At 70.8% G+C, this 22,668-nt stretch carries 21 protein-coding genes; 7 read left to right on the forward strand and 14 right to left on the reverse strand.

Translation table 11 applies throughout. The annotated features are described in order from the left end of the window. Positions 1-37 precede the first annotated feature (37 nt). Positions 38-190, forward strand: coding sequence for a hypothetical protein (locus ASC56_RS41110; protein WP_199835939.1), 153 nt, complete (start codon positions 38-40; stop codon positions 188-190). A 187-nt stretch (positions 191-377) separates the two neighbouring features. Here the strand turns inward: ASC56_RS41110 and ASC56_RS08175 are convergent, their stop codons facing one another. Both ASC56_RS08175 and ASC56_RS08180 read right to left on the reverse strand, forming a co-directional pair. Next, positions 378-1,724: a glycoside hydrolase family 47 protein gene (locus ASC56_RS08175; protein WP_234376870.1), complete on the reverse strand. Its 1,347-nt coding sequence runs from the start codon at positions 1,722-1,724 to the stop codon at positions 378-380. Positions 1,725-2,225: 501 nt separating this feature from the next. Then, positions 2,226-2,912, reverse strand: a complete 687-nt coding sequence (locus tag ASC56_RS08180; protein WP_055490554.1) for an SDR family oxidoreductase — start codon at positions 2,910-2,912, stop codon at positions 2,226-2,228. A 633-nt stretch (positions 2,913-3,545) separates the two neighbouring features. Between ASC56_RS08180 and ASC56_RS08185 the strand changes: the two genes are divergently transcribed. After that, the gene (locus tag ASC56_RS08185; protein WP_055490555.1) at positions 3,546-4,139 is read left to right on the forward strand and encodes a hypothetical protein; all 594 of its coding nucleotides are present in this window, start codon (positions 3,546-3,548) and stop codon (positions 4,137-4,139) included. Between the two features lie 178 nt (positions 4,140-4,317). Here ASC56_RS08185 and ASC56_RS08190 read toward each other — a convergent pair whose 3' ends face one another. Beyond that, the gene (locus tag ASC56_RS08190; RefSeq protein ID WP_055490556.1) at positions 4,318-5,079 is read right to left on the reverse strand and encodes a phosphoglyceromutase; all 762 of its coding nucleotides are present in this window, start codon (positions 5,077-5,079) and stop codon (positions 4,318-4,320) included. Positions 5,080-5,235: 156 nt separating this feature from the next. Here ASC56_RS08190 and ASC56_RS08195 point away from each other — a divergent pair, with 156 nt between their 5' ends. Next, the gene (locus tag ASC56_RS08195) at positions 5,236-6,489 is read left to right on the forward strand and encodes an MFS transporter (RefSeq protein WP_055490557.1); all 1,254 of its coding nucleotides are present in this window, start codon (positions 5,236-5,238) and stop codon (positions 6,487-6,489) included. Positions 6,490-6,717: 228 nt separating this feature from the next. Here the strand turns inward: ASC56_RS08195 and ASC56_RS08200 are convergent, their stop codons facing one another. The 3 genes from ASC56_RS08200 to mshA form a co-directional block, all read right to left on the reverse strand. Beyond that, positions 6,718-8,391, reverse strand: a complete 1,674-nt coding sequence (locus ASC56_RS08200) for a glycosyl hydrolase family 28-related protein (protein ID WP_055490658.1) — start codon at positions 8,389-8,391, stop codon at positions 6,718-6,720. Between the two features lie 175 nt (positions 8,392-8,566). Then, on the reverse strand, positions 8,567-9,067 hold the full coding sequence (locus ASC56_RS08205) for a YbjN domain-containing protein (protein WP_055490558.1): 501 nt from the start codon (positions 9,065-9,067) through the stop codon (positions 8,567-8,569). A gap of 23 nt (positions 9,068-9,090) precedes the next feature. Then, entirely contained in the window at positions 9,091-10,428 is a 1,338-nt protein-coding gene (gene mshA, locus ASC56_RS08210; protein ID WP_055490559.1) for a D-inositol-3-phosphate glycosyltransferase, read from the reverse strand. 237 nt (positions 10,429-10,665) lie between these two features. On the opposite strand from mshA, the gene ASC56_RS08215 reads away from it, so the two are divergent. From ASC56_RS08215 to ASC56_RS08225, 3 genes are all read left to right on the forward strand, one after another. Then, on the forward strand, positions 10,666-11,484 hold the full coding sequence (locus tag ASC56_RS08215; protein WP_199835940.1) for a class I SAM-dependent methyltransferase: 819 nt from the start codon (positions 10,666-10,668) through the stop codon (positions 11,482-11,484). A 438-nt stretch (positions 11,485-11,922) separates the two neighbouring features. Further along, positions 11,923-13,002 carry a C40 family peptidase gene (locus ASC56_RS08220; protein WP_055490561.1) on the forward strand — a complete coding sequence of 360 codons (1,080 nt, stop codon included), beginning with the start codon at positions 11,923-11,925 and terminating at the stop codon, positions 13,000-13,002. A gap of 305 nt (positions 13,003-13,307) precedes the next feature. Beyond that, positions 13,308-14,609 (forward strand): PP2C family protein-serine/threonine phosphatase, encoded by a 1,302-nt coding sequence (locus tag ASC56_RS08225; RefSeq protein ID WP_055490562.1) that lies wholly within the window; start codon positions 13,308-13,310, stop codon positions 14,607-14,609. An 84-nt stretch (positions 14,610-14,693) separates the two neighbouring features. Here ASC56_RS08225 and ASC56_RS08230 read toward each other — a convergent pair whose 3' ends face one another. From ASC56_RS08230 to ASC56_RS08255, 6 genes are all read right to left on the reverse strand, one after another. After that, complete coding sequence (locus tag ASC56_RS08230; protein ID WP_055490659.1) at positions 14,694-15,035, reverse strand: DUF2516 family protein; 342 nt, start codon at positions 15,033-15,035, stop codon at positions 14,694-14,696. A 172-nt stretch (positions 15,036-15,207) separates the two neighbouring features. Continuing rightward, on the reverse strand, positions 15,208-15,864 hold the full coding sequence (locus ASC56_RS08235) for a hypothetical protein (RefSeq protein ID WP_055490563.1): 657 nt from the start codon (positions 15,862-15,864) through the stop codon (positions 15,208-15,210). A gap of 99 nt (positions 15,865-15,963) precedes the next feature. Beyond that, on the reverse strand, positions 15,964-16,455 hold the full coding sequence (locus ASC56_RS08240; protein WP_055490564.1) for a helix-turn-helix domain-containing protein: 492 nt from the start codon (positions 16,453-16,455) through the stop codon (positions 15,964-15,966). A 346-nt stretch (positions 16,456-16,801) separates the two neighbouring features. Further along, entirely contained in the window at positions 16,802-17,899 is a 1,098-nt protein-coding gene (locus tag ASC56_RS08245; RefSeq protein ID WP_055490565.1) for a phosphotransferase, read from the reverse strand. Between the two features lie 163 nt (positions 17,900-18,062). After that, positions 18,063-18,800, reverse strand: a complete 738-nt coding sequence (locus ASC56_RS08250; protein WP_234376871.1) for an HAD family hydrolase — start codon at positions 18,798-18,800, stop codon at positions 18,063-18,065. Beyond that, positions 18,800-19,678, reverse strand: a complete 879-nt coding sequence (locus ASC56_RS08255; RefSeq protein ID WP_055490567.1) for a winged helix-turn-helix domain-containing protein — start codon at positions 19,676-19,678, stop codon at positions 18,800-18,802. Before ASC56_RS08255 ends, ASC56_RS08250 begins: the two co-directional genes overlap by 1 nt. Before the next feature lie 228 nt (positions 19,679-19,906). Between ASC56_RS08255 and ASC56_RS08260 the strand changes: the two genes are divergently transcribed. After that, the gene (locus tag ASC56_RS08260) at positions 19,907-20,095 is read left to right on the forward strand and encodes a hypothetical protein (protein ID WP_055490568.1); all 189 of its coding nucleotides are present in this window, start codon (positions 19,907-19,909) and stop codon (positions 20,093-20,095) included. Between the two features lie 63 nt (positions 20,096-20,158). Here ASC56_RS08260 and ASC56_RS08265 read toward each other — a convergent pair whose 3' ends face one another. After that, entirely contained in the window at positions 20,159-21,067 is a 909-nt protein-coding gene (locus ASC56_RS08265) for a winged helix-turn-helix domain-containing protein (RefSeq protein ID WP_079102365.1), read from the reverse strand. Positions 21,068-21,371: 304 nt separating this feature from the next. Continuing rightward, a complete protein-coding gene (locus ASC56_RS08270; RefSeq protein WP_055490570.1) occupies positions 21,372-22,667 on the reverse strand; it encodes a GNAT family N-acetyltransferase in 1,296 nt (431 codons plus the stop codon). Between the last annotated feature and the right edge of the window lies 1 nt (position 22,668).

Here is a 22,668-nt window from a genome sequence, read left to right on the forward strand (position 1 = left end):
TGAAATGGGCACAGGCACCAGTCTCGAGGAGGGACCCATGGCCGAAACTCCCAGCACGCCGGACCCCACGCAGGAGCGCGAGACCCAACAGCCCGCCGAGATCAAGAGCCTCCCGCTGGTCGGCGCCTGCGGCTGCGGCTCCGGCTGCAGCTGCGGGTGCCAGCAGGGCGCGCCGTGCCAGTGCGGCTGACGGCGCACGACGCGGACGCTCCCGCGGCACGACCGAACACCGAGTACGACGACGAAGGGCCCCGGCACACCGCCGGGGCCCTTCGCGCTGCCCTGCGAACCGGTCGTCACCGTCACCGCACGAGTGGCGCGGAACCCGCGGGCTGTCCCGCCACCCGCCGCGAGGCGGCCACCGGTCCGCGCCCCTGTCACTGCGGGTGCCGCAGGCCCCGCAGGATCTTCCCCTCGGTGCTGAGGTAGCCGTTGGTGTAGTCGAAGCGCGGAGCGTCGGCGAAGGTCAGGTAGAGCCATTTGAAGTTCTCGGCGAAGACGTACGCCGGGCAGTGGTCACCCTTGGCCATGGGGCGCTTCGTCACGTCGGTGACGGTGGTGTAGCCGCCGGGGACCCGGTGGTGGGTCCTCAGGTTCTGGAAGTAGCGCCAGGCGGTGTCCCGGTAGAACGGGTCCCCGGTATGCCCGTACAGCTCGAAGGCGCAGTTGGCGTACTCCGGGCGCAGCGCGTTGCCCGGCGACAGGACCGTCAGGCGGGAGTAGTCGATCAACTCGGGGATCACCGTGTACGTGTCCTGGACGGCCGTCCAGGACCGGAAGTAGTCCGCGGCCAGGGCGTTGTCCCCGCCGACGGGCAGGATGGCAACGGCGAGGGAGGACTGGCGCCGGCCGAGCAGCTCTCCGGTGCGATGGTCGACCTGTTTGAACCAGAGCAGGCCGCCCACCCTCTCCGCGAGGTGCTTCTTGAGGGAGGCGTCGAAGATGCGGAACCAGTTCAGGCACTCGGCGTCGCCGAACATCGCCCAGCCGCCCCACAGATACTCGTAGAAGGAGTCCGTGGGCGGGTTGGGGGCGATGTCCGCCCCGTCGGCCCACTGGCCGCTCTCCACGTTCATGGTGGTGCCGAGCAGGTCGAGGTCGGAGCGCCGCGCCACCACCGCCGCGAGCGCGCGCTTGGCAGCCTCGTAGTACCGGGAGTCGCCGGTGAGCCGCGACAGGACTCCCCACTCCAGGATGTTGGTGCCGATCTCCGCGAGCGGCACCTCGGCGCCGGAGACCGCGCCGGTACGCAGGTTGACGTGCCGGTAGGGCATGCCCGTCGGGGACATGGTGAAGGCGGGCAGCACCCGGTCCGCCAGGTCCACGCACCGGGCGAGCAGTTCCGCCTCGCCGGTGGCGAGATAGCCGGCCAGCAGACCGCCCACCAGACGGATGATCGTTTCGAAGACCTGGAAGTCGGCATCCACGTCCAGGTCCAGACGGGATCTGATCCAGTCCAGGCTGCGGGCGACCTCGTCGTCCAGCCCCATGACGTAGTGGGTGTCGAGGGCTTCGACGATGGACAGCCCCACGGGGTGGCGGCGGGAGAAGAACTCCCGGTACCGACCCGAGACCGGCAGCAGTTCGTCGTGCCCCCAGGCGTTGCGCCGGTAGCCGTTCCAGGCGTGGAGGAACTCGGCCCGAATCTCCTGGGCCTTCTGCTGGTCCGGTGGCCCGACCCTCGCGAGCGACTCCGTCGGGTAGCCACCGGTGGTGCTGGGCAAGGGAGTCGCCGCACGGGCCGCAGTACCCAGAGCCCCCACTGCGGCGCACCCTCCGAGGGCCGACAGTGCGCGCAGCACACCGCGCCGGGAGGGGGAGTTCACGTTCGGCCGCCCGACGTGCGTCATGATGCGGGGCCTCCCTGGCCGTAGCGGATCACAAGGCGGCCACATTGTGTCTGCGGATCGCCACCAGTGGTGGGAGGCACGCCTGACGGGACCTCACCTGCGCGGCTCGGGTGCAGAACGCCCCAGACGGCGCCCGGTTGCAGCGCTGTGACATCGGAAGAACGGTTCGGGGGGGTTTTCGCCGCCGCCCGTGAGAGTGGAACGCGCCGCATCTGACTCGGCGCCGATGGCCACTTGGGTTCCACACCGAGCGCCCCACCGCCCACAGCGGCCCGGCACAGCGATCCGTCGCTTCGTGGTCCACAGACGGTACAGGTCGTCAACCGGCGCCGTATCGCTGCGACTTGGCGGGCGCGACCACATACGGCACTCGTGTCAGATGACGCGCACTCCGCCGTCGACGAACAGGTCCTGGGCGTTGACGCCCGTGTTGCGCAGGAGGAAGTCGGTGGCGTCGGCGACCTCCGCCATCGTCACGAGGCGCCCGATGGGGGTACGTGGTACCTGGGGGTTGCCGGACACGTCGCGCCACCTCGGATGGTCGCCCACCATGCCCGGGTGGATGGCGTTGACGCGATGGGGGGCGATCTCCACTGCGAGGGTCCTCACCAGTCCGGTGATACCCGCGTTGATGGCGGTCACCATGGTGGAGCCGGGGTAGGGGCGTTCTTTGGCCAGGCCGCCGAAGAGTACGACCGACGCGCCTGGGGTGAACCGGTCACGCAGGACTCGCACGGTCTCCGTGTACCCCACCAGTTTGATGGTCACGGCGTGGACGGCCTTGGCGATGTCGAAGTCCGCGACAGTGGTGAAATCCTCTGCCATGGCGCCGATCACCAGGTTGTCGACTTCCCGTACGTCGACGAGCGCTCCGTCGATGGTCTCCGGCCGCGACAGGTCAAGGGCCAGGCCCCGGACCGTGCCGGCGATGTCGGCGGCCGCGGCCTCGGCTCGCTCCATGGTGCGGCTGGTGATGATGACGGTGTCGCCGCGATCGGCGAATCGCTGCGCCAGAAAGCGTCCCAGGCCGCCGCTGCCTCCGACGATGAACGACGTGGTCACGATCCAGCGGCCCCTTCCAGTGGACATGCGGCCGATAACGGATCTTATGCGGCTGAACACGGGCCGACAACGACGGAAGCGGCGATAGCGCTGCAAAAGTCCACCAATGTCTCGGCGGCGTCGCCGAGAGAGGGTCGGCGTCCGAATCCGGGACCGGCCGCCCGATGCGCCGCCCGCTACGCAAGGCGGACCGCCGCCGTGTCTGGGCTAACCCACGGGCCTGATCCGCTTGTCGCTTGTCTTGTCGCTTGTCGGCTCGCAGGTCAGAGCCTGTTCCGGGCCACCCCGCAGTGCGGCCCTGTCTTGCCACGACAAGCGACAAGGGCATCAGCGGTGCCGGCGCGCCCGGCGGAGAGAGGGCTAGAACGAACGGCCTACGGCCGCGCGTCCCTTGGCAGCTCGCTACGCTCGCGCGACGACCGCCGTCAGGGCGAAGCACTCGTTATCTAGGGCTGGAAGGCCCTTAAACCAGGTCAGATCATTGATCACCATGTGAGTCACGTGAGGCACGACGGTCGAACCTCAGTCCAGGCGTCAGACCTGGCCGGGACTCAGCCTCGACGCCACCGGCCACCGGCCACCGGTGCCAGCATCACCGGTGGCCCATCAACCGCACACCAGGGGGAAACATTCATGGCCGGCCGAACCCGCACCATAAGGAACATAGCCACCGCTTCCGCAGCCGCTGCACTGTTCACACTCTCGCTCAGCGCGGGAACCGCCAGCGCCAGCCCGTCCGAGCCGTTCGCCGACCAGGCCCGCGCCGCGCATCTCACCCCCGCGCAGGACGGCGCGCTGCGCGCCGAAGTCGCCAAGTACCTCCAGCGTAGCGGCGGCAAGCAGATCTCTCTCAACGAGATCAAGGTCGACGACAAGCGCACCATCCGCGTCGCCATCCCCGGCGAGGCGCACCCGCGCACCTTCACCGACCACGGCAGCACCGCCCCCGCCTACAGCAGCATCTGCAACCCCTACGCCAACACCCAGAACGGCTACTTCTGCGCCTTCAGCGGCTACGGCTGGACCGGCAGCGAAGACCCGATGTACTACTGCCACTCCTACGCCATGAACTACACGGGTACCGGATCGTGGGTGAACCGCCAGTACGGGACCCACGTTGCGAAGTTCTACGGAAAGTCCGGCAACTACATCGACGAGAGCCTCCCGCCGATCTCCGCCGCCACCTCGCAGAACTGGTACCACGTGTGGAGGGTCGTCCCCTGCTGACCAGGCTGCCGAAGCGCGATGCTTTGCAGCTGGGGGCATGTAGGCCAACCGACGGAATTCGCTGACCTGCGAAAACGCGGCGGTCGGGGCGTGGGCGTCCCGTGAAGGGCTGTGGGCAGAGCATGAAAATGCCCCTCATCTGCGCCGAACGCACAGGTGAGGGGCATGATCACAGACCCTACTTCTTCTTGCCCTGGTTCTTGACCGCCTCGATCGCCGCCGCGGCCGCTTCCGGGTCGAGGTACGTGCCGCCCGGGTTGACCGGCTTGAAGTCGGCGTCGAGCTCGTAGGAGAGCGGGATGCCCGTCGGGATGTTCAGGCCCGCGATGTCGGCGTCCGAGATGCCGTCGAGGTGCTTGACCAGGGCGCGCAGGCTGTTGCCGTGGGCCGCGACCAGGACCGTGCGGCCGGTCAGCAGGTCCGGGACGATGTTGTCGTACCAGTACGGCAGCATGCGGAGGACGACGTCCTTCAGGCACTCCGTGCGCGGACGCAGCTCCGGCGGGATGGAGGCGTAGCGCGGGTCGTGCGCCTGGGAGAACTCCGAGTCGTCCTCGATCGGCGGCGGCGGGACGTCGTAGGAGCGGCGCCACAGCATGAACTGCTCCTCGCCGAACTCCTGGAGGGTCTGCGCCTTGTCCTTGCCCTGGAGGGCGCCGTAGTGGCGCTCGTTCAGGCGCCAGGAGCGGTCGACCGGGATCCAGTGGCGGTCGCACGCCTCCAGCGCGAGCTGCGCCGTGCGGATCGCGCGCTTCAGGAGGGACGTGTGGACCACGTCGGGCAGCAGGCCGGCCTCCTTGAGCAGCTCCCCGCCGCGGACGCCCTCCTTCTCGCCCTTCTCGTTCAGGTTGACGTCCACCCAGCCGGTGAACAGGTTCTTCGCGTTCCACTCGCTCTCGCCGTGGCGGAGGAGGATCAGCTTGTACGGTGCGTCGGCCATGCCTCAGAGCGTAATCCACGCATTCGACCCGCCGAGCGGCCCGCCCGGCAGGCGGACAGTTGACGGCCTCTGTTAATTGAGTGGCCACTTGGGGCCCCCGCCCCGTAAGTTGTGCTCGCCGCCTGAGCCGCTTACATCAGTGGGGGGATCCCGTCCATGTCCGTCGCCAGTCTCAGACGTGCCACCCGGGAGACCGTCTCCGGGCTCCCCCGCGAGTTCTGGTGGCTGTGGACCAGCACCCTCGTCAACCGGCTGGGGGCCTTCGTCGCCACGTTCATGGCGCTGTATCTGACCCTGGACCGCGGCTACTCCGCCTCGTACGCCGGTCTGGTCGCCTCCCTGCACGGCCTCGGCGGTGTCGTCTCCTCGCTCGGCGGTGGTGTGATGGCCGACCGGCTGGGGCGGCGGCCGACCCTGCTGGTCGCCCAGTCGTCCACCGCCGTGTCCGTCGCCGTGCTCGGGTTCGTGCAGAACCCGGTCGCCATCGCGGCCGTCGCCTTCGCCGTCGGCATGGCGTCGAACGCCTCCCGCCCCGCCGTGCAGGCCATGATGGCCGACATCGTGCGGCCCGAGGACCGGGTGCGCGCCTTCTCCCTCAACTACTGGGCGATCAACCTGGGCTTCGCCGTCTCCTCCATGGCCGCGGGCTTCATCGCCGAGTTCAGCTATCTCGCCGGGTTCCTGATCGAGGCGGGGATGACGCTGGTCTGCGCGGTGGTCGTCTTCGCGAAGCTGCCCGAGTCGCGGCCGGAGCGGATCACGAAGGAGACCGTTCCGGAGGTGGGCCTCGGCACCGTCCTGCGCGACGGCCGATTCATGAGCGTGGTCGGTCTGTCCTTCCTCGTCGCGCTCGTCTTCCAGCAGGGGTCCGTGGGCCTGCCGGTGGCCATGGGCGGGGCCGGGTTCGCGCCCGCGGAGTACGGCATGGCGATCGCCGCCAACGGCGTACTGATCGTCGCGCTCCAGATCCCGCTCACACGGCTCATCGAGCACCGAGACCCACGGCGGCTGCTGGTCGTCTCGTCCCTGCTCGCCGGATACGGCTTCGGGCTCACCGCCTTCGCCGGATCGTTGGGCGTCTTCGTCCTCACGGTGTGCGTCTGGACGCTGGGCGAGATGATCAACGCGCCGACCCAGACCGGCCTGGTGGTGCGGCTCTCCCCCGTCCACGGCCGCGGTCGCTACCAGGGCGTCTACACGCTGTCCTGGTCGGCGGCGGCCCTGGTCGCCCCGCTGATGTCCGGCCTGGTCATCGACCGGCTCGGCGCGAAGTGGCTGTGGGGTCTGTGCGCGGCGGTCGGCACGGGGGCCGCGGTCGGATTCGGGGTGCTGATGCGCCGCCTCCCGGCCGAGGAGACGGCGCAGGGCGCGAGCGTGGAGGCGGCCGAGGCGGGGGTCGGCGCGGTCTGAGGCGGTATGCCTCCGGCGCGAGCGGGGCTGGCGGCGCGGGGTGCGCGTGCGCCCCGGCGCCGCGGTCCGCCGGTCCGCCCGTCCGCCGGTCCGCGGTCCGCCGGTCCGCGGTCCGCGGTCCGCCCGTCCGCCCGTCCGCGGTCCGCCCGTCCGCCCGTCCGCGGTCCGCCGGTCCGCGGTCCGCCCGTCCGCCCGTCCGCCGGTCCGCGGTCCGCTGGTCCGCCGACGTCACAGTTCCCGCTGCGCCTCGTACAGGTTCCGTGGCCGTACGACGTCCGTCGTGCGGTACAGCTCCAGACGTGAGTGCAGGTCGCCCGTGAAGTCGGGCACGTCGATCTGGTCGAACTCCGTGACCTCGTTCAGACCGACGGTGGCGGAGCGGGGAGCCAGGCCGTTGATCTTCATCAAGCCCGCGCGGCCGTTCGTCACACGGATGTTCCAGTGAGTGAAGCGGGCGCCGAAGAGGGGCCCGGCGGACGCGTCCCCGCCGTGGCGGCCGTTGTTCTCGACCGTGATGTCGGTGCGGACGTTCGCGAAGGGGAGCCCCCGGTGCGAGTCGAAGGTGCCCATCCGCATCTCGCCGCGCGACCAGACGTTGTACGAGGACAGGCCCTCCACGTTGATGCCGTGGAGCTGGGTGTTCGCCGGGGCCGGGACCGTCCGGCGCTCGATGGTGAAGTCCTCGATCAGGTTGTCGTGCGAGCCCTCCCGGCAGAAGTACGGGTGGTGCGAGCCCCGGCCCGCCACGCGGGTGCGGCGCAGGGTGCAGGAGGATGCGGCGACCAGGCCGAAGCCGTTGTCCACGTGCCGTACGACGACGTCGTCGGCCCAGCAGTCGTACGCGCACTGGAACACGACCCCGTTGTAGCCCTTGTCCAGGAGGTGCGGGGACTGCGGGGTCTCGATCGCCTGCAGGGTCAGGCCCTCCACACCGGCACCGGTCAGCGCCCGCACGTGGGTCGTCAGGCGCGGGTCCCACTCCGGGCGCACGTCGAGCGGCAGGGGTCGCTCGAAGGTGACCTTCCGGCCCGCCACGCGCGCGATGCGCACGGGCCACTCATAGGGCACGTACGACGTCAGCTTCGTCTTGTCGTCCCAGGAGTACGCCTCCGGGCCCGGGCCGCCGCCCGCCATGTGCTGCAGGAGGGTGTGACCGGCGTCGTCCGCGAGGCGCAGCAGGACGAGTTGACCCGCCCTCAGCCGCCGGGCGTCGGCGACCGTCACCGTCCAGGAGCCCTGCTCGGCCGGGGACACCGTGGTCAGCGTCTCCCACTCGTCACGCTTGTTGCCGGTCCAGCCCTCGAACGGCCACGTCCTCGCCCGGACGGCCGCGACCAGGGAGTCCCAACGGGCCGTGGGCGCCAGCCAGATGAGGCCGCCCGCCCAGGACCAGGCGGACTTGTCGCCGCCGTACCGGGAGCCGTAGACGCCGATCAGCTCGGTCAGGTTCTTCGTCGCGTACAGCGTCGTACGGTCACTGCCCGCGCCCCGTAGGACGACGTCGTCGTACCCGATGCGGATGAGGCCGTCGATGCGGAACGTGCCGGGCGGGACGAGAACCGTGCCACCGCCGGCCCTTCCGGCGGCAGCGATGGCACGGTTGATCGCGGGGGCGGAGTCGGTCGTGCCGTCCGCCACGGCTCCGTACGCGGTCACGTCGGCCACCACGGGCCGACGGGGCAGACGCGCCGCGCCGCCGCGGTAACCGGCCCGGCCGACGTACGGAATCTGCGGATGGGTGAAGGGGGTGTGGACGAACTCGCGCCACAGGGGCGGGACCTCGCCCCGCGGCCGCGCCGATGCGGCGGTCGGCGTTGCGATACCGGTGGCCGTGGCGGCCGCCACGGCGACGGCGCCGCCGAGCAGGCCCCGTCTGCTGATGTCTCCGTGCGTCATGCCCATGCCCATGCCCGAACCGCCTTCCCAGGACCCCGACGACTCTCAAGGGGTGCGCTTCCATGGATGTGAACGACGTTCAGATCTGCGTCGGCGGTGAGCATGCCACGGAGCCCGCGGGCCGGGGAAGGGGTCGTGCAGGGGTGATGGGCGGGGGTGATGGGCGGGTGCGGTCCGGAGGTCAGGCCTCGGGGCGTTGGGTCAGATGACTGAACGCCTCCAGGTTGCGGGTCGACTCGCCGCGCGACACCCGCCAGGCGTACTCCTTGCGGATCGCGGACGCGAAACCGAGCTCGAGAAGCGTGTTGAAACTGCCGTCCGCCGCCTCCAGGACCGAGCCGAGCAGCCGGTCGACCTCGTCCGCGGTCACGGCGGCCAGCGGCAGCCTGCCGGTCAGATAGACGTCCCCGAGCGGGTCGACGGCGTAACTCACCCCGTACAGCTTGAGGTTGCGCTCCAGCAGCCAGCGGTGCACCGCCGACTCGTTCTCGTCGGGGTGCCGGATCACGAAGGCGTTGAGGGACAGCGAGTGCCTGCCGACGATCAGCGAGACGGTCGTCGAGAGCTTGCGCGTCCCGGGGAGCTTCACGACGTACGAGCCCGCGCCCGGACTCTCCCACTCCAGTTCGGCGCCCTCGAGGACCTCTTCGATGACCCGTGCCGCTCGCTGCTCCTCAGACATGCTGGGAGCGTACGCGACCGGTGTCAGCCGTGGTGGGCGCGCACCCGGCGCCGGTGGTGCATGGCCGCCGTGTACACCCCGGCGGTCGCGGAGGCCGCGTTCTCCCAGCCGAAGGCCTCGGCGTGCCGGGCCGCGGCCTCGCCCATGCGGGCGGCGAGATGCGGGTCGTCGGCGAAATCGCGCAGCACGCGCGCGTAGACGGCGGGATCGTGCCCCCGGACGAGGAATCCGGTGTGGCCGTCCCGCACGGCGACGGGCAGCCCGCCGACCGCGGCCGCCAGCACCGGCGTGCCCGTGGCCTGCGCCTCGATGGCGACGAGTCCGAAGGACTCGCTGTACGACGGCATGACCAGCACGGATGCGGCGCGGAACCAGTCCGCGAGCTGGTCCTGCCCGACGGGCGGCCGGAAGCGCACGACGTCCGCGATGCCCAGCCGCGCGGCGAGCTTCTGCAGCCCCTCGGGCTTGGCGAGACCGCTGCCGCTGGGACCGCCCACGACGGGCACGACGATGCGGGAGCGCAGTTCGGGGCGCTCGTCGAGGAGGACGGCCACGGCGCGCAGCAGCACGTCGGGCGCCTTGAGGGGCTGTATGCGCCCCGCGAAGAGCGGAATCAGCGCGTCCTGGGGAAGCCCGAGCCGGGCCCTGGCGGCGGCACGGCCGTCGGCCGGCCGGAAGCGCTCCAGATTCACCCCGGGATGGACGACGGCCACCTTGCCGGGGTCGGCCGCGTAGTGCCGTACGAGGTCGTCGGCCTCCTCGGCGGTGTTCGCGATGAGCCGGTCGGCGGCGGCCACGATCTGGGTCTCGCCGATGACGCGGGCGGCGGGCTCGGGGGTGTCGCCCTCGGCGAGGGCGGCGTTCTTGACCTTGGCCATGGTGTGCATGGCGTGCACCAGAGGGGCGCCCCAGCGCTGGGCGGCGAGCCAGCCGACGTGGCCGGAGAGCCAGTAGTGGGAGTGCACGAGGTCGTAGTAGCCCGGGCGGTGGCCGGCCCAGGCCTGCATCACCCCATGGGTGAAGGCGCACAGCTGGGCGGGGAGCTCCTCCTTCGCGAGCCCTTCGTACGGGCCCGCGTCGACGTGCCGGACGAGGACGCCGGGGGCGAGCTCGACGGTGGGCGGGAGGGCGGCCGTGGTGGCCCGGGTGAAGATCTCCACCTCGATGTTGATCGCGGCGAGGCGCTGGGCCAGCTCCACGATGTAGACGTTCATCCCGCCGGCGTCGCCCGTGCCGGGTTGGTGGAGCGGTGAGGTGTGCACGGAGAGCATGGCGACGCGGCGGGGCCTGCGGTGCGGCAGCCGGAGCCGCGAGGGAGCCGCCGAGGAGCGACGCCCGAGCCTGCCGACGTAGTGGCTCACGTGGCGTTCCTCCTTGATGCGGGCATGCCTTGCGGGAGGGTGCGGACAACCTCCAAGAGGTGCGAACGCCGGAGCAGGGGTGGTCCATTTCCCGCGGCGGCGGCTTTGCCGAATCATTGCCCCACATCGCTCAACCGTTCGAGGCTGTGGTGCCGCGTTCCGAGCTCGGGTACCCCCGCCGCCGAGTTGTCCACAGGCCGGGACGGGCCACCTCCCCGGCCGCTTACTCTCGTACGCATGTCAACCCGCGCAGCGTCCCGCCCCGTGGGTACGGTGACGCGCGGGACCACCAATCCGAATCGGCTGCGCCGTATGGACCGCTGGATCGCCGCGGTCCACGGTGCGGAGCTCCGCCGCACGGCGGACCCCGTGGCCGTCGACCTCGGGTACGGGGCCGCCCCCTGGACCGCCGTCGAACTGCTGCGGCGCCTGCGCACCGCCGCGCCCCGCACCCGCGTGGTCGGCGTCGAGATCGAGCCCGCCCGGGTCACGGCCGCGCAGCCGTACACCCGCGAGGGCCTGGTCTTCCGGCACGGCGGCTTCGAGGTGCCCGTCCAGGGCCGCCCGACCCTCATCCGCGCCGCGAACGTCCTGCGGCAGTACGAGGAGGGCGAGGTCGCCGCCGTCTGGGAGCGACTGTGTGCCCGGCTCGCCCCCGGCGATCCGGCGGCCGGCTCGCGCGGCGGGCTGCTGGTCGAGGGCACGTGCGACGAGATAGGCCGCCGCCATGTGTGGGTGGCCCTCGGCCCCGAGGGCCCGCGCACGGTCACCTTCGCCACCCGACTCGGCTCCCTGGACCGCCCCTCCGACCTGGCTGAGCGCCTCCCGAAGGCGCTCATCCACCGCAACGTCCCGGGCGAGCCCGTGCACGCGTTCCTGCGCGACTTCGACCGCGCCTGGGCCGCCGCCGCGCCCTACGCCTCGTACGGCGCGCGCCAGCGCTGGATACGCACGGTCCGCCGGCTGAAGGCGGACTGGCCGGTCACCGACGGCCCGACGCGCTGGCGCCAGGGGGAAGTCACCGTCATGTGGGGGGCGTTGGCGCCCCGGGGCTGACCGGCGCGACGTGCCCATCGGCCTGGTCAGCGGATCCGGCTGGTCCGTCGATCGGCCGAACGGCCTGACCGGCTCGGCCCGACCGGCTTGATCTGCCCGATCTGCCCGCTCCGGCCATCGACTTGACCAGCTCGATCGGCCTGCTCAGCTCGATCGGCCCGATCTGCCCGTCCAGTTGAGGGGCCCGATCAACTCGGTCGGCTCGGTCGGCAATCGGCTCGAACGGTGGGGAACGATCTCCCCGGGTCCTTCGTCACATCCGCGGGGAGATGATCTGACGAGGGCGGGCAGTGGGGTGGGAGATCGTCGTACGAGGTGCGGCAGGAGAGGGAGTTTTCCGCGCGGCAAAGTCCCGCCTCTGTCACTTTGCCCATCGGCATGGCACGATCCCCACGCGTCCGAAAGTTACTGACGGTTAATCAGGTTTGGGGGCGAATTATGGGATCCGGCAAGTGGACCCTGACCACGGCGGCCATCGCCCTGGTGTGTGCGGTCACCGTTCTGGGCACATCGGGCGCGGCCCGCGCGACCCCGGGCCGGCCGGCCCCGGCACCCGCTCCCGGCGGTTCGGCCCCGGCGCCCGGCAAGGACCTCGAAGCGGTCCGCAGGAAGCTGGACACGCTCTACCACGACGCCGCCGTGGCCACCGACGCGTACAACGCGGCCGAGGAGACGACCAAGAAGCAGTCGGCGCAGATCGTCGAGTTGGCTCGGGAGATCGTCAAGGGCCAGGAGAGACTGGCCCTGTTGAAGGACCGCGCGGGCGCCGCGGCCCGCGCCCAGTACCGCGGCGGGGGCCTGCCGCCCGAGGTCCGGCTCTGGCTGAGCGACAACCCGCAGGAGTTCCTCGACGAGGCGGGCATCGCCCGCCAGGGCGAGCACGCGACCGAGGGCCTCCTCGCCGAGATGACGCGCACCCAGGAGGACTTGAGGCAGTACGCACGGGACGCCGCCGACCAGTGGAAGCGGCTCGACGCCAACCGCCGGGCCAAGGCCGAGGCCAAGAAGGAGATCGAGAAGCAGATCGCCGCCGCGGAGAAGCTGCAGTCCCAGCTGAAGAAGCAGGAGCAGGAGCGGCTGCGGAAGCTGGAGGAACAGGCCGCATACAAGGCGCAGACGGCCTGGCTGGACTCCGGGATACTCAAGGAGATCCGCGGCAAGGCGTCCGAAGAGGGCGCGAAGGCCGTGGCGTTCGCGACCCACCAGATCGGCAAACCGTATGTGTGGGGCGCCGAGGGCCCGAACTCGTACGACTGCTCGGGGCTGACGTCCCAGGCCTGGGCGGCGGCCGGTACCGCCATCCCGCGCACCTCGCAGGAGCAGTGGAAACAGCTCAGGCACGTCGACGTCAAGGACATGCGTCCCGGCGACCTGATCATCTACTTCGGTGACGCGAGCCATGTGGCGATGTACGTCGGCGACGGCGCGATCATCCACGCCCCGCGCCCGGGCCGCATGGTCACCATCGCGGGCGCGGGCTCGATGCCGATCCTGGGGGTCGTACGCCCGGACGCCTGAACCCACGCACCGGGTGATGTGCCGCACGTCCGGCCGAGTGATGTGCCCCACGTGACCTGGTCCATGTGACGGGGCGCACGCCACCGCCGCATCAAACCCCCGCCCGACGTGACGTTCGTCATCCCCGGTGGGTCCCCGCATGTCCAACTGCGGTAGGGGATGCGGCATATGACGCTGGCCGGTTGCCCCGCATCACCGCGAAGGGCATTCCGCTGCGGCCTCGGCTACCGCTATGGTCCCCAGTCGGTGGGGCGAGGTCCCTCGTCCCCGCCATGCCCTCGGGGGGAGGGAAGGAACCCGACACGATGCCCGTACCCGTACCGCGGCAGAGGGCGATCCCGGCCGCGGAGAGTGGTCAGGCTCAAGCCACGTCCCTGCCCAGGACCCAGGCCGCACAGGGGCCGGCCGCCCGTAGCAAGCCCCCGACCGACACGCTCACCCTGCTGGTGATCGAGGACGACCCCGCCGGTTCGCCGATCGTGCCCGAGATGCTCGACGCGGCGGGCCGGCCCATACGGCTGCGCACCGCCCGTAACCTCACCGAGGCCGAGCGGCTGCTCACCGACGACGTCCACTGCATCCTGCTGGACCTCGCGCTGCCCGCCCCCGGCCGGGCCGCCGACGAGGAGGATGACGACGAGCTCGCCGTGCTGCGGCACGTGCTGCAGCTCGCGCCCCGCCATGCCGTCCTCGCGCTCACCGCGTCCGGCGACGCCGAGCGCGGCGCCGAGGCGGTGCGCGTGGGCGCCCAGGACTATCTGTTCCGTGACGAGCTGGACGGACGGCTGCTGAGCCGCGCGATCCGCTACGCGGTCGAGCGCAAGCGGTCCGACACGGCCGAGCGGCGGCTGACCGAGTCCCGGCTGCGGGCGCAGGAGAACGCGCGTCTGGAGCGCGGTCTGCTGCCCACTCCCCTGTTGGAGGGCTCTTCGCTGCGCTTCGCCGCCCGGTACCGCCCCGGCCGCTCGCGTGCGCTGCTCGGCGGCGACTTCTACGACACGGTCCGTACACCGGACGGCACGGTGCACGCGATGATCGGCGACGTCTGCGGGCACGGTCCGGACGAGGCCGCGCTCGGCGTGGAGCTGCGCATCGCCTGGCGCGCCCTGACGCTGGCGGGCCTGTGCGGTGACGAGCTGCTCTCCACGCTCCAGCAGGTCCTGGAGCACGAACGGGACAACGACGAGACCTTCGCGACGCTGTGCACGGTGGACATCGCGCCGGACGGCCGCCGCGCCGGACTGTGTCTGGCCGGTCACCCGGCTCCGCTGATCGCCCGCCCGGACCGCCCGGCCGAGCTGCTGCCGTACGACAACAACGGCCCGGCGCTCGGACTGCTGCCGCGCGCCCGCTGGCCGCGCATGCAGGTCGAGCTGGGCCCCGCCTGGAGCCTGATGCTCTACACCGACGGCCTGATCGAGGGCCGCGTCGGAGAGAGCGGGGAGCGCCTGGGTCAGGACGGCATGGTGGAGCTGGTCCGCCGTCGGCTGGCCGCGGGCCTGACCGGCGAGGACCTGCTGCGCGCCACGGTGAGCGAGGTCCGCGACCTCAACGGCGGCGAGCTGACGGACGACGTGGCGGTGGTCCTGCTCGACCGCGGGGCCTGAGCGGCGTCTGACGGCGGCGACCCTCGGACGGCCGCCGCCGTACCGCCCGGGCCGGGCTGACGGCCCGGACCCGGGGGGCGCGGTCTACCGTCCGCCGTTGTAGGGACCGTACGGCCCGTCGCTGCTGCTTCCGCGGCGGCGACGGCCCCAGCCGCCGCCCGAGACCTGCTTGAGCGCGGGCCGGACGTCCACGAAGAAGACGATCGTGGCGACGAGGCCCGCGAGCTGCAGGAAGAGCATCGGCACGAACAGGTTCACCGCGACCGCGAGGCCGAGGATGATCAGCCAGAAGCCCTTGTTCTGCTTGTCGGCGGCGCGATACGCGTCCACGCGGTACAGCGCGGCCATGGCCAGTGCCACCACGGCGAGCACCAGCATGGCGGTGAAGAGCAGCCACATCAGGCCGCCGAATGCCGTCATCAGCACAATGCCCACCACCCGAGTCGAGTCGTTTCTACGGCAACCGTACCCGTGTCCGGCCGCCGTGTATCCGTAAGAACGGGCCGGGCACTCCCAGAGTGCCCGGCCCGTACCAGGTCGTCGGACCGCCCGTCGCCGGACCGCCCGTCGCCGGACCGCCCGTCGCCGGACGCCGTGCCTACTTGGCCGGCGGCGTGGTCTTCTTCGCCACCGGCTTGCGCGCGGGCGGGGTCGCCTTCTTCACCGGGCTCTTCTTGGCGTCGGCGGGCTCCGCCTCGACCCCGGCCTCGGCCGGCTTCGGCTCGTCCTTGACCTCGACGGGCTCCGGCTTGCCCTCGACGGCGACGGCCAGTTCCTCGATCTCCTCGGCGGCCTCGCCACGCCAGGTCTTCACGGCCTGCTCGCCGTGCTCGGCCACCTTCTCGTAGGTCTCGCGGGCCTTGACCGCGTACTCGGCGGCGACGCCGACACCGCGCAGGGCGAGGTCCTGGGCGCTCTCGCCGAGCTTCTTCAGGTCGGCGTCGAGGCTGCTGCCGAACTTCTTGAGGTCGGAGTCCAGGCCGCTGAGGAACTCGTTGACCTTCGTCTGGAGGTTCACCTGCGTCTCCTTGACGCGGGCGCCCGCCTCCTTGGCGCGGGCCGCGGCCTTCTCCTGGACGGCCTTCGGGTCGGTGTTGCGTACGGCCCCGATACGGGCCGGGGCCTCGGCGCGCAGCTGCTCCACCAGGCCGGGCACCTTCCTGGCCTGCTGAAGGGCCAGGTCGGCGGTGCCGGCGGCGAAGTAGAGCGGGGTCGGGTCGCTGAGGGTCTTGCGCAGGTCGTCGGTGATGGCCATGGAGATGATCCTCCCGGTTCGGCTTTCGACTGAGGGTTGGGTGGTCCGCGGGACGCTGTCCGGTCGTCCCGGCTGGGTGGGTGGTTCCGGTCGTCTGGGTCAACTGGCGGTCTGCTGCGGACCGGCATCGGCGCCGTCGACCGTGCGGGGGCCGGGGGCGTCGGTGTCCTGGGCGTCGTCCGTGTCCCGGGCCTCCCGAGCCGCCCGGCCGTCCTGGTCCGCCGTGTCCGCCCGGGCGATCTCGAAGCCGTTCTCCTTGCGGAACGACTCGTAGATCTGGAGCAGCACCTGCTTCTGCCGCTCGGTGAGCGTGGGATCGGCGAGGATGACGGCACGCGTCTCCACCTCGTCCCGGTCCCGCTCGGCGTCGAGGATGCCGGCCCGCACGTACAGCGTCTCGGCGGAGATCCGCAGCGCCTTTGCGACCTGCTGCAGCACCTCCGCACTCGGCTTGCGCAGCCCGCGCTCGATCTGGCTCAGATACGGATTGGACACCCCGGCGGCGTCGGCGAGCTGCCTGAGCGACAGCTGCGCATTGCGCCGCTGTTCGCGCAGATACTCACCGAGGTTGCCGACGTTGAGCGATGCCATGCCTCCACCTTGCCCCAAGGGCGCTAACAATTGCAAGCACGTGCTTGCAAAAGTGCGCCACGCCACGCGGGGGAGGTCGCACGCCGAGGCCCATCCCACACCGATGGCGTACCGGAAGGGGGTGAGACACCACCGGGCAGACGGGTGACGGGTCCGTTGCCCACCGACTCGCGTACCCCACCACGTCTGTCCCATGACTGCCGGGTCGGCCTTGAGCCGTGACCGCGTCGCGTGCCCGGCCTGCGGGTGAGGAGCGGGCGGGCCAGGGCACGAGCCCGGGATGCCGGCTGCGTAGGTGAGGGACCGAACCGCTGCCGCGGCCCTGAATCGCCGGCGCCGACGGGCCTCACTCCCCGGGGCCCTGGCCCGTTCGCCCCCATCGGCCGAGCGCCGACCTGACATCGCCCAGGGCGGGAACGGTGTCCAGGCCCAGCGGCTCCGCGGCGGCGGCCAGCACCCGCCGCACCTTCCCGGCCTCCTCCGCCAGGGCGGACGCGCCGGACTCCGGTCGGGAGTCGAGGAACTGGGTCGCCCGGACGATGTCGGTGAACACGGACTGGGCCCGTTTGAAGTCGAGCAGTCTCGGGAGGTCCTCCTCCCAGCCGTTCGAGCTTCCGGCCCTCTCCTCCTCCATCGCCGCGCACCACCGCTTCACCATCAGCTCGTGCTGCGCCTTGGGGTACCGCATCAGATACAGATGGGTGGCCAGGTCGTAGAGAGGGTCACCGAACAGGGCCAACTCCCAGTCGATGGCCCACAGCCGGCCCCGGCCGTCGACGACGAAGTTCTCCCGGTGCAGATCGGCGTGCAACAGACAGAAGGGCCGCTCGCTCAGGCCCGCGACCTGCTTACGGAGCTTCTTGAAGGAGTCCCCGTCCAGCCCCAGGGAGGAGAACAGACCGGGAAACCTCTTCAGGTTCTCCTGGTACACGCGCTCCTCGGCGAAACAGATCAGGCGGTCCAGGAAGCCCGCGGTGTCCCCCTCGGCGGACCGGTCCCGCGGGCTGCACTCGCGCTCGACGTCGAGCGAGTCCGGTGTCACCCGGGCCATCTGCCGGAACAGGTCAAGGATCTGGTCGGCGACGCCGTCGGGAATCTCCTCGCCCGAGGCATACAGAGAACCCAGCGTCCGGCCCTCGATGAACCTCTGCAGCCGCACGTCCTCGCTCACCTCGATGAGGTCGGGGACGCGTGTGACACGGCCCTGGAGAGCCGCGAGCAGCGTCTCCTCCGAGGCGAAGCACCGGCGGTCGAACCAGAGCAGACCGCTCCGCGGCTCCCGGCACTTGCCCCGGACCCGATGCGGGCCGACGACCTCGGCGGGCAACGGGATCACATACGTCTCGTGGTGGTAGCCCGCGAGCGGCCCCTCGACCGCACTCGGGTCGCCACTCATCGCGGCGGCGCGTGCCCGCGCGGGAGAGGAGACACGTTCGGCTGGCATCGTTCGTTCCCTGGCATGAGAGCGCACCCATGGTGCGGAAGTGCAGCACGCTACCTCCCGGCGGACGGACGCGGCGCCGGAGAGGGCTCTTTCCCCGTGTCGCTCCCCTGCCCGGGGGATGGAACAGGCGGGCGCACGCCCCCATATGGGGCGTCATGCCGGTTCAGACGTGGCCCCGCAGCGTCCGCAGCACCGCCTCCAGCGACCGTACGACCACCTCGGCGCCCGCGTCGCGCAGGAGATTCGCCCTGTCCTCGTCGCGCGCGTAGCCGAGGAACGGCACACCGGCCTGCTCGGCGGCCCTGAGGTCCGACGGGGCGTCCCCGATCATCAGGGCCGTCCCGGAGGCCGCGCCCATGGCCTGCAGGGCCCGGTTGAGGTGGTACGGGTCGGGCTTCTGCTGGTGGAGTTCGCGCGTGCGGCCGTAGATGTGCGGCGCGAAACACTCGGCGGTTCCCCGGACCGCCAGATACTCGGCGACCGTGCGCGCCGAGTTGTTGGTGGTGACGGCGAGCCGCGCGCCGAGGGCGGTCCAGGTGCGGATCAGCGGATCCGCGTAGGCGGTGGGCTGTGCCGTGGGGACGGCTCGCAGCTCCTGCTGGGTGAGCATCTCCTCCAGCTCGGCCACCAGATCGCTCCCCGGGTGCCGCTGGTTGACCGCGAGCAGGACGACCTGCGGATCGGGGTGCACCTTCTCGTCATCGGTCAGCAGCCAGAGCAGCCCCTGCCGCTCCAGCCACTCCACCAGCTCCCGGGCGATCTCCTCCGCCGAGTAGCCGGCGAACAACCGGCAGATCGGCCCGTCGAAGTCGAAGAGGACGAAGCGCGCACCCGTGATCAGTTCGCGCAGTCTTTCCGTCTCTTCCGTTACCGGATCAGTCTGCGTCGTATCAGAAGTCACTAGGAGAGTGTCAGGTCCGTGGTGATGGTTTCCCAGAGGGCGTCGAACCACTTCTGCGATTGCTCCACGAACGCCGCCTCACGCCGGCCCGCCCGGCGCTCGAAGGAGAAGAGGAGGGACTTGGAGCCGAGGGTGTCGTACATCTCCAGGGTCCGGCTCTCCACCTCCTCCTCCCGCTTCGTGAGCATGTAGTACGCGATCAGGGCCTCGGAGCCGTTGAGGAGGTAGAGCTTCACGGGCGGTGTGAAGGGCAGTGCGCGGAACGTCACACGGACATCGATGTTGTGCGACGAGCGCAGGGCCAGGAGGTTGTGGCGCAGGACGTGGCCCTGGGCGTTGCGCTGTTCGAGCCAGCGCCGGTGGACCGGGTCCTCGTCGCCGGGGCTGTCGACCGAGATCGGGAACGCCAGGTTGATCTCCCGCGAGGGCAGCAGGATCCGTACGTCGATCGACTGGGGGCGGATACGGCCCTCGTGGATCAGCCGCACCGGTTCCCCCAGCGCCAGCATGAGCGTTTCAGCAGTCAGACAGGCCGCGTCGACACGAACCTGGGGGGCCGCGAACGCCTCCGCGAGCCTCGGCGCCAGTCCGACCATCGTCGGCTGCGGCTCGTCCCTGACCGGCTGGGGTTCGGCGACCCTGGGCGGGCTGCCCTTGCTGACGTTGCTGAGCAGGCCGTCTTCCTGAAGGACGCGCAGGGCCTGGCGGACCGTGCCCCGCTCCACCCCGAACTCCTCCGCCAGCTCGGCCTGGGTCGGCAGGCGGTCGCCCGTCTTCAGGTCACCGGCGCGGATGCGGGCGCGCAACGTGTCGGCGATCTCCTGGGGCGAGAGCCTTCTGCTGCCGTTCACTGCGACGTTCTCCTGAGCCACGACCAAACGCTACAACCCACCTCCATCTATGTGGAGTTGTTTGAGGGTTGTTTATAAGCAGGGACCAACTGGGGATAACTACAATGAAGTTGGTTGCCAACTTGGAAGAGTTGGTGGAGGGTTTGCCTCCTCTCGCACACCATCCGCAGGTAGTCACCCCATGCAGACGGCTCATTCCCCCCTGTCCCGCCCACCGGATCCCCGGGATCCGCCCCGATGGAAAGAGGTGCCACCGTGCCCGCCATAGCCCTCCTCTCCGCAGTCTTCGTCGTCGGCTTCGAGCAGTTCGTCCAGTGGAAGTACGGCACCATGGGCATCGTCGGTCTGCTGCTGATCACCATCGGCATCAAGGCCAAGAGCCCCGCCTGCAGCTCCATCGGGGCCGTCGTGCTCGCCCTGATGGTCGCCCAGCCCGCCCTCTGACCAGGCCCTACGGGAGACCGGTCGGACCCGGAAGAGGACCGCTCAGGTCCACGGGCGGACCGGTCAGGTCCCGAACTCCAGGTCCGAACTGATGGTCTCCCACAGTGCGTTGAACCACAGGTGCGACTGCTCCACGAAGGTCGTGTCCCTCAGGCCCGCCCCCTGCGCGAAGGGGAACAGCATGGACTGCGTGCCCTGTGCGTCGTACATCTCCAGGTACTCGTGGTCGATCTCCTCGCCCCGGCGCGTCAGCGTGTAGTAGGCGAACAGCGCCTCCGAGCCGTTGAGCAGGTACAGCTTCACGGGAGGAGTGAACGGCAGCGCGCGGAAGGATACGTGGACGTCGATGCCGTGTGTGCCGCGCAGCGCCAGCAGGTTGTGCCTGAGGACCTGGCCCTGGGCGTTGCGCTGCGCCAGCCAGCGCCGGTGCAGCCGGTCGTCGTCCGTGCCCTCCACCGGCGTGGGGAAGGCCAGGTCGATCCCGCCGCTCGGCAGCAGGACCCGCACATCCACCCTGGCCGGTTCTATGCGCCCCGCGTGAATCTCGCGCAACGGCTCACCCATGGCGAGGGTCAGCGACACCGATGTCAGGCAGAGGGCGTCGATCTCCACGTGCGGGGCCGCGAAGGCGGCGGATATCCGTGGGGCCAGGGCCACCATCGTGGGCTGGGGCGGGGCTTCGGGCCCGGCCAGCACCTCGCCGGCATGCTGCGCGACGGTCGCCGGGCTGCCCTTGGACACATTGGTGAGCAGACGCTCCGACTGCAGGATCCGCAGTGCCTGGCGTACGGCGCCCCGCTCGACGCCGAACTCGTCCGCCAGCTTGGCCTGCGTGGGCATCCGCTGACCCGGCCGCAGCACTCCGGAACGGATCCGGCTGCGCAGCTCGTCGGCCACGTCGTGGTGGGACTTCTGTGGCCGTGGTGACCTGTTCCGCCCATTGACGGGGGCATGTTCCGGCTCCACGGCCAAACAGTACAACTTCACGCCATCTTTGGGCAGTTCAGGGTGAGGTGGTTATGAGACGAGTCCAAGTGGAGATAAGTGAGGAGAAGTTGGTCGCCAACTTCGACGAGCTTGAACGAGCTTGAGCGTTCTTGACCGACATGGCCGTACCACTGACCGGGCTCCCTTCCGGAGGGGAGCCGGGAGCCCGGTCGGTACGCACCACCACAACTGGATCGCTACGGATGAACAGCACGGCAACCACCCACCCCCACGGAAGGAGCGCCACCCGTGAGCCCGCGACGGCTCACCAGCTCAGGCCTGCAACGGCTCAGAAGACGTCCGGGCACCACGGTCGCCTGGACGTACGCAGCAGGGCGTCGGCCACGGAGGCGGCGCCCTCCTGCTGTTCCCGCACGCTCCCGAGGGCCGCGAGCCGCACGGCGGACTCGTCGCCCAGCCACAGCCTCGCCAACTCGCCCACAGCAAGGGTCAGCTGGGGCTCCCGGTCGGTCCGCGTGCACTCCGCGCCGTCCGGACCGGCCTGCAGCAGGTAGCGACCGCCGGTCAGTCCCGCCTCGTCCACGACCTCGAGGACGAGGGCGCCGGGACGTTCGTACGTACGCGCCTCCAGGGCCCGTACGACGTCCAGGATCCGCACCCACAGCCAGTCCGCGTACGTGGTGAGCCGGGCCCCGCGCGGGTCGGGGAGGAGGTGCGGCAGCAGGTCGTCCGGGGCACGTCCGCCCGTCTTCACGGTGGTGACCCAGTCGATCGAGCAGAGGTAGCGCCACAGGGCGCGTTCGGCGGCCGGGCTCGTGGCGATCAGGCTCTGGACGGTCGCCGTGTTCAGGGGGCGCTTGTCGTCGCCCCAGTGATCGTCACACACATACGTGGCCAGGCCCTCGATCTCGCCGGACGCGGAGCGGTGGACGGCGTAGAAGGGCTCCGTCCACGGCACCCGGTCCCGCCGCAGGGCGCCCGTGTGGACCTGCCACCAGCGGTCGTCCCGGGTGATCGTGCCGCTCCGGCTGCGGCGGAGCCGCTCGTGCAGTTCGGGGCCGAACTTGCGGACGTCGGCGCCGTCGACGAGGTCGATGCGGCCGCCGTCGTCCGGGGCCGGGCGGTGGCGGTCAAGGCCGACGCGGGGCACGTCGATGGTCCACTCGGCGGTGTGGGTGGCGGGGCCGAAGCCGTAGCGGCCGTAGATGGGGTACTCGGCGGCGATGAGCGTGGCGACGACGTCACCGCGTTCCTTCGCGGCGGCGAGGTCGAGGGCCATCATGCGGCTGAGGATGCCGCGGCGGCGGTGCGTTGCGGTGACGGAGACGTTGGAGATGGCGTTGGCGGGGACGGGGGTGCCGCCGACGGCGGTGAGCTCCTGCGGGAAGGAGCGGAAGGTGGCCACCATGGGCGTCCCCCCGGTCGAGCAAGGCCGGGAGCGGGGGAGGGCGTCGGTGTCGAAGGCGGCGAGGGTGCGGGAGGGGACGATGTAGGTGCCGCGGTCGGCTGTCTCGTCGTCGCAGACGTGGGGGGAGCGAAGGAAGCCGGTGTGGAGGGCGCGGGTCCAGTCCGGGATCTCCGGTTCGGTGATGGGGCGTACGTGGATGTCCTCGGAGCGGCTCATG

It is taken from the genome of Streptomyces sp. TP-A0356, assembly GCF_001417775.1.
GTDB lineage: Bacteria > Actinomycetota > Actinomycetes > Streptomycetales > Streptomycetaceae > Streptomyces.

Coding starts and splice junctions, on each gene's coding strand:
- ASC56_RS41110 (WP_199835939.1), top strand. CDS start 38: ATGGCCGAAACTCCCAGCACGCCGGACCCCACGCAGGAGCGCGAGACC.
- ASC56_RS08185 (WP_055490555.1), top strand. CDS start 3,546: ATGGCCGGCCGAACCCGCACCATAAGGAACATAGCCACCGCTTCCGCA.
- ASC56_RS08190 (WP_055490556.1), bottom strand. CDS start 5,079: ATGGCCGACGCACCGTACAAGCTGATCCTCCTCCGCCACGGCGAGAGC.
- ASC56_RS08195 (WP_055490557.1), top strand. CDS start 5,236: ATGTCCGTCGCCAGTCTCAGACGTGCCACCCGGGAGACCGTCTCCGGG.
- ASC56_RS08200 (WP_055490658.1), bottom strand. CDS start 8,391: ATGGGCATGACGCACGGAGACATCAGCAGACGGGGCCTGCTCGGCGGC.
- ASC56_RS08205 (WP_055490558.1), bottom strand. CDS start 9,067: ATGTCTGAGGAGCAGCGAGCGGCACGGGTCATCGAAGAGGTCCTCGAG.
- ASC56_RS08215 (WP_199835940.1), top strand. CDS start 10,666: ATGTCAACCCGCGCAGCGTCCCGCCCCGTGGGTACGGTGACGCGCGGG.
- ASC56_RS08220 (WP_055490561.1), top strand. CDS start 11,923: ATGGGATCCGGCAAGTGGACCCTGACCACGGCGGCCATCGCCCTGGTG.
- ASC56_RS08225 (WP_055490562.1), top strand. CDS start 13,308: ATGCCCGTACCCGTACCGCGGCAGAGGGCGATCCCGGCCGCGGAGAGT.
- ASC56_RS08235 (WP_055490563.1), bottom strand. CDS start 15,864: ATGGCCATCACCGACGACCTGCGCAAGACCCTCAGCGACCCGACCCCG.
- ASC56_RS08240 (WP_055490564.1), bottom strand. CDS start 16,455: ATGGCATCGCTCAACGTCGGCAACCTCGGTGAGTATCTGCGCGAACAG.
- ASC56_RS08245 (WP_055490565.1), bottom strand. CDS start 17,899: ATGCCAGCCGAACGTGTCTCCTCTCCCGCGCGGGCACGCGCCGCCGCG.
- ASC56_RS08270 (WP_055490570.1), bottom strand. CDS start 22,667: ATGAGCCGCTCCGAGGACATCCACGTACGCCCCATCACCGAACCGGAG.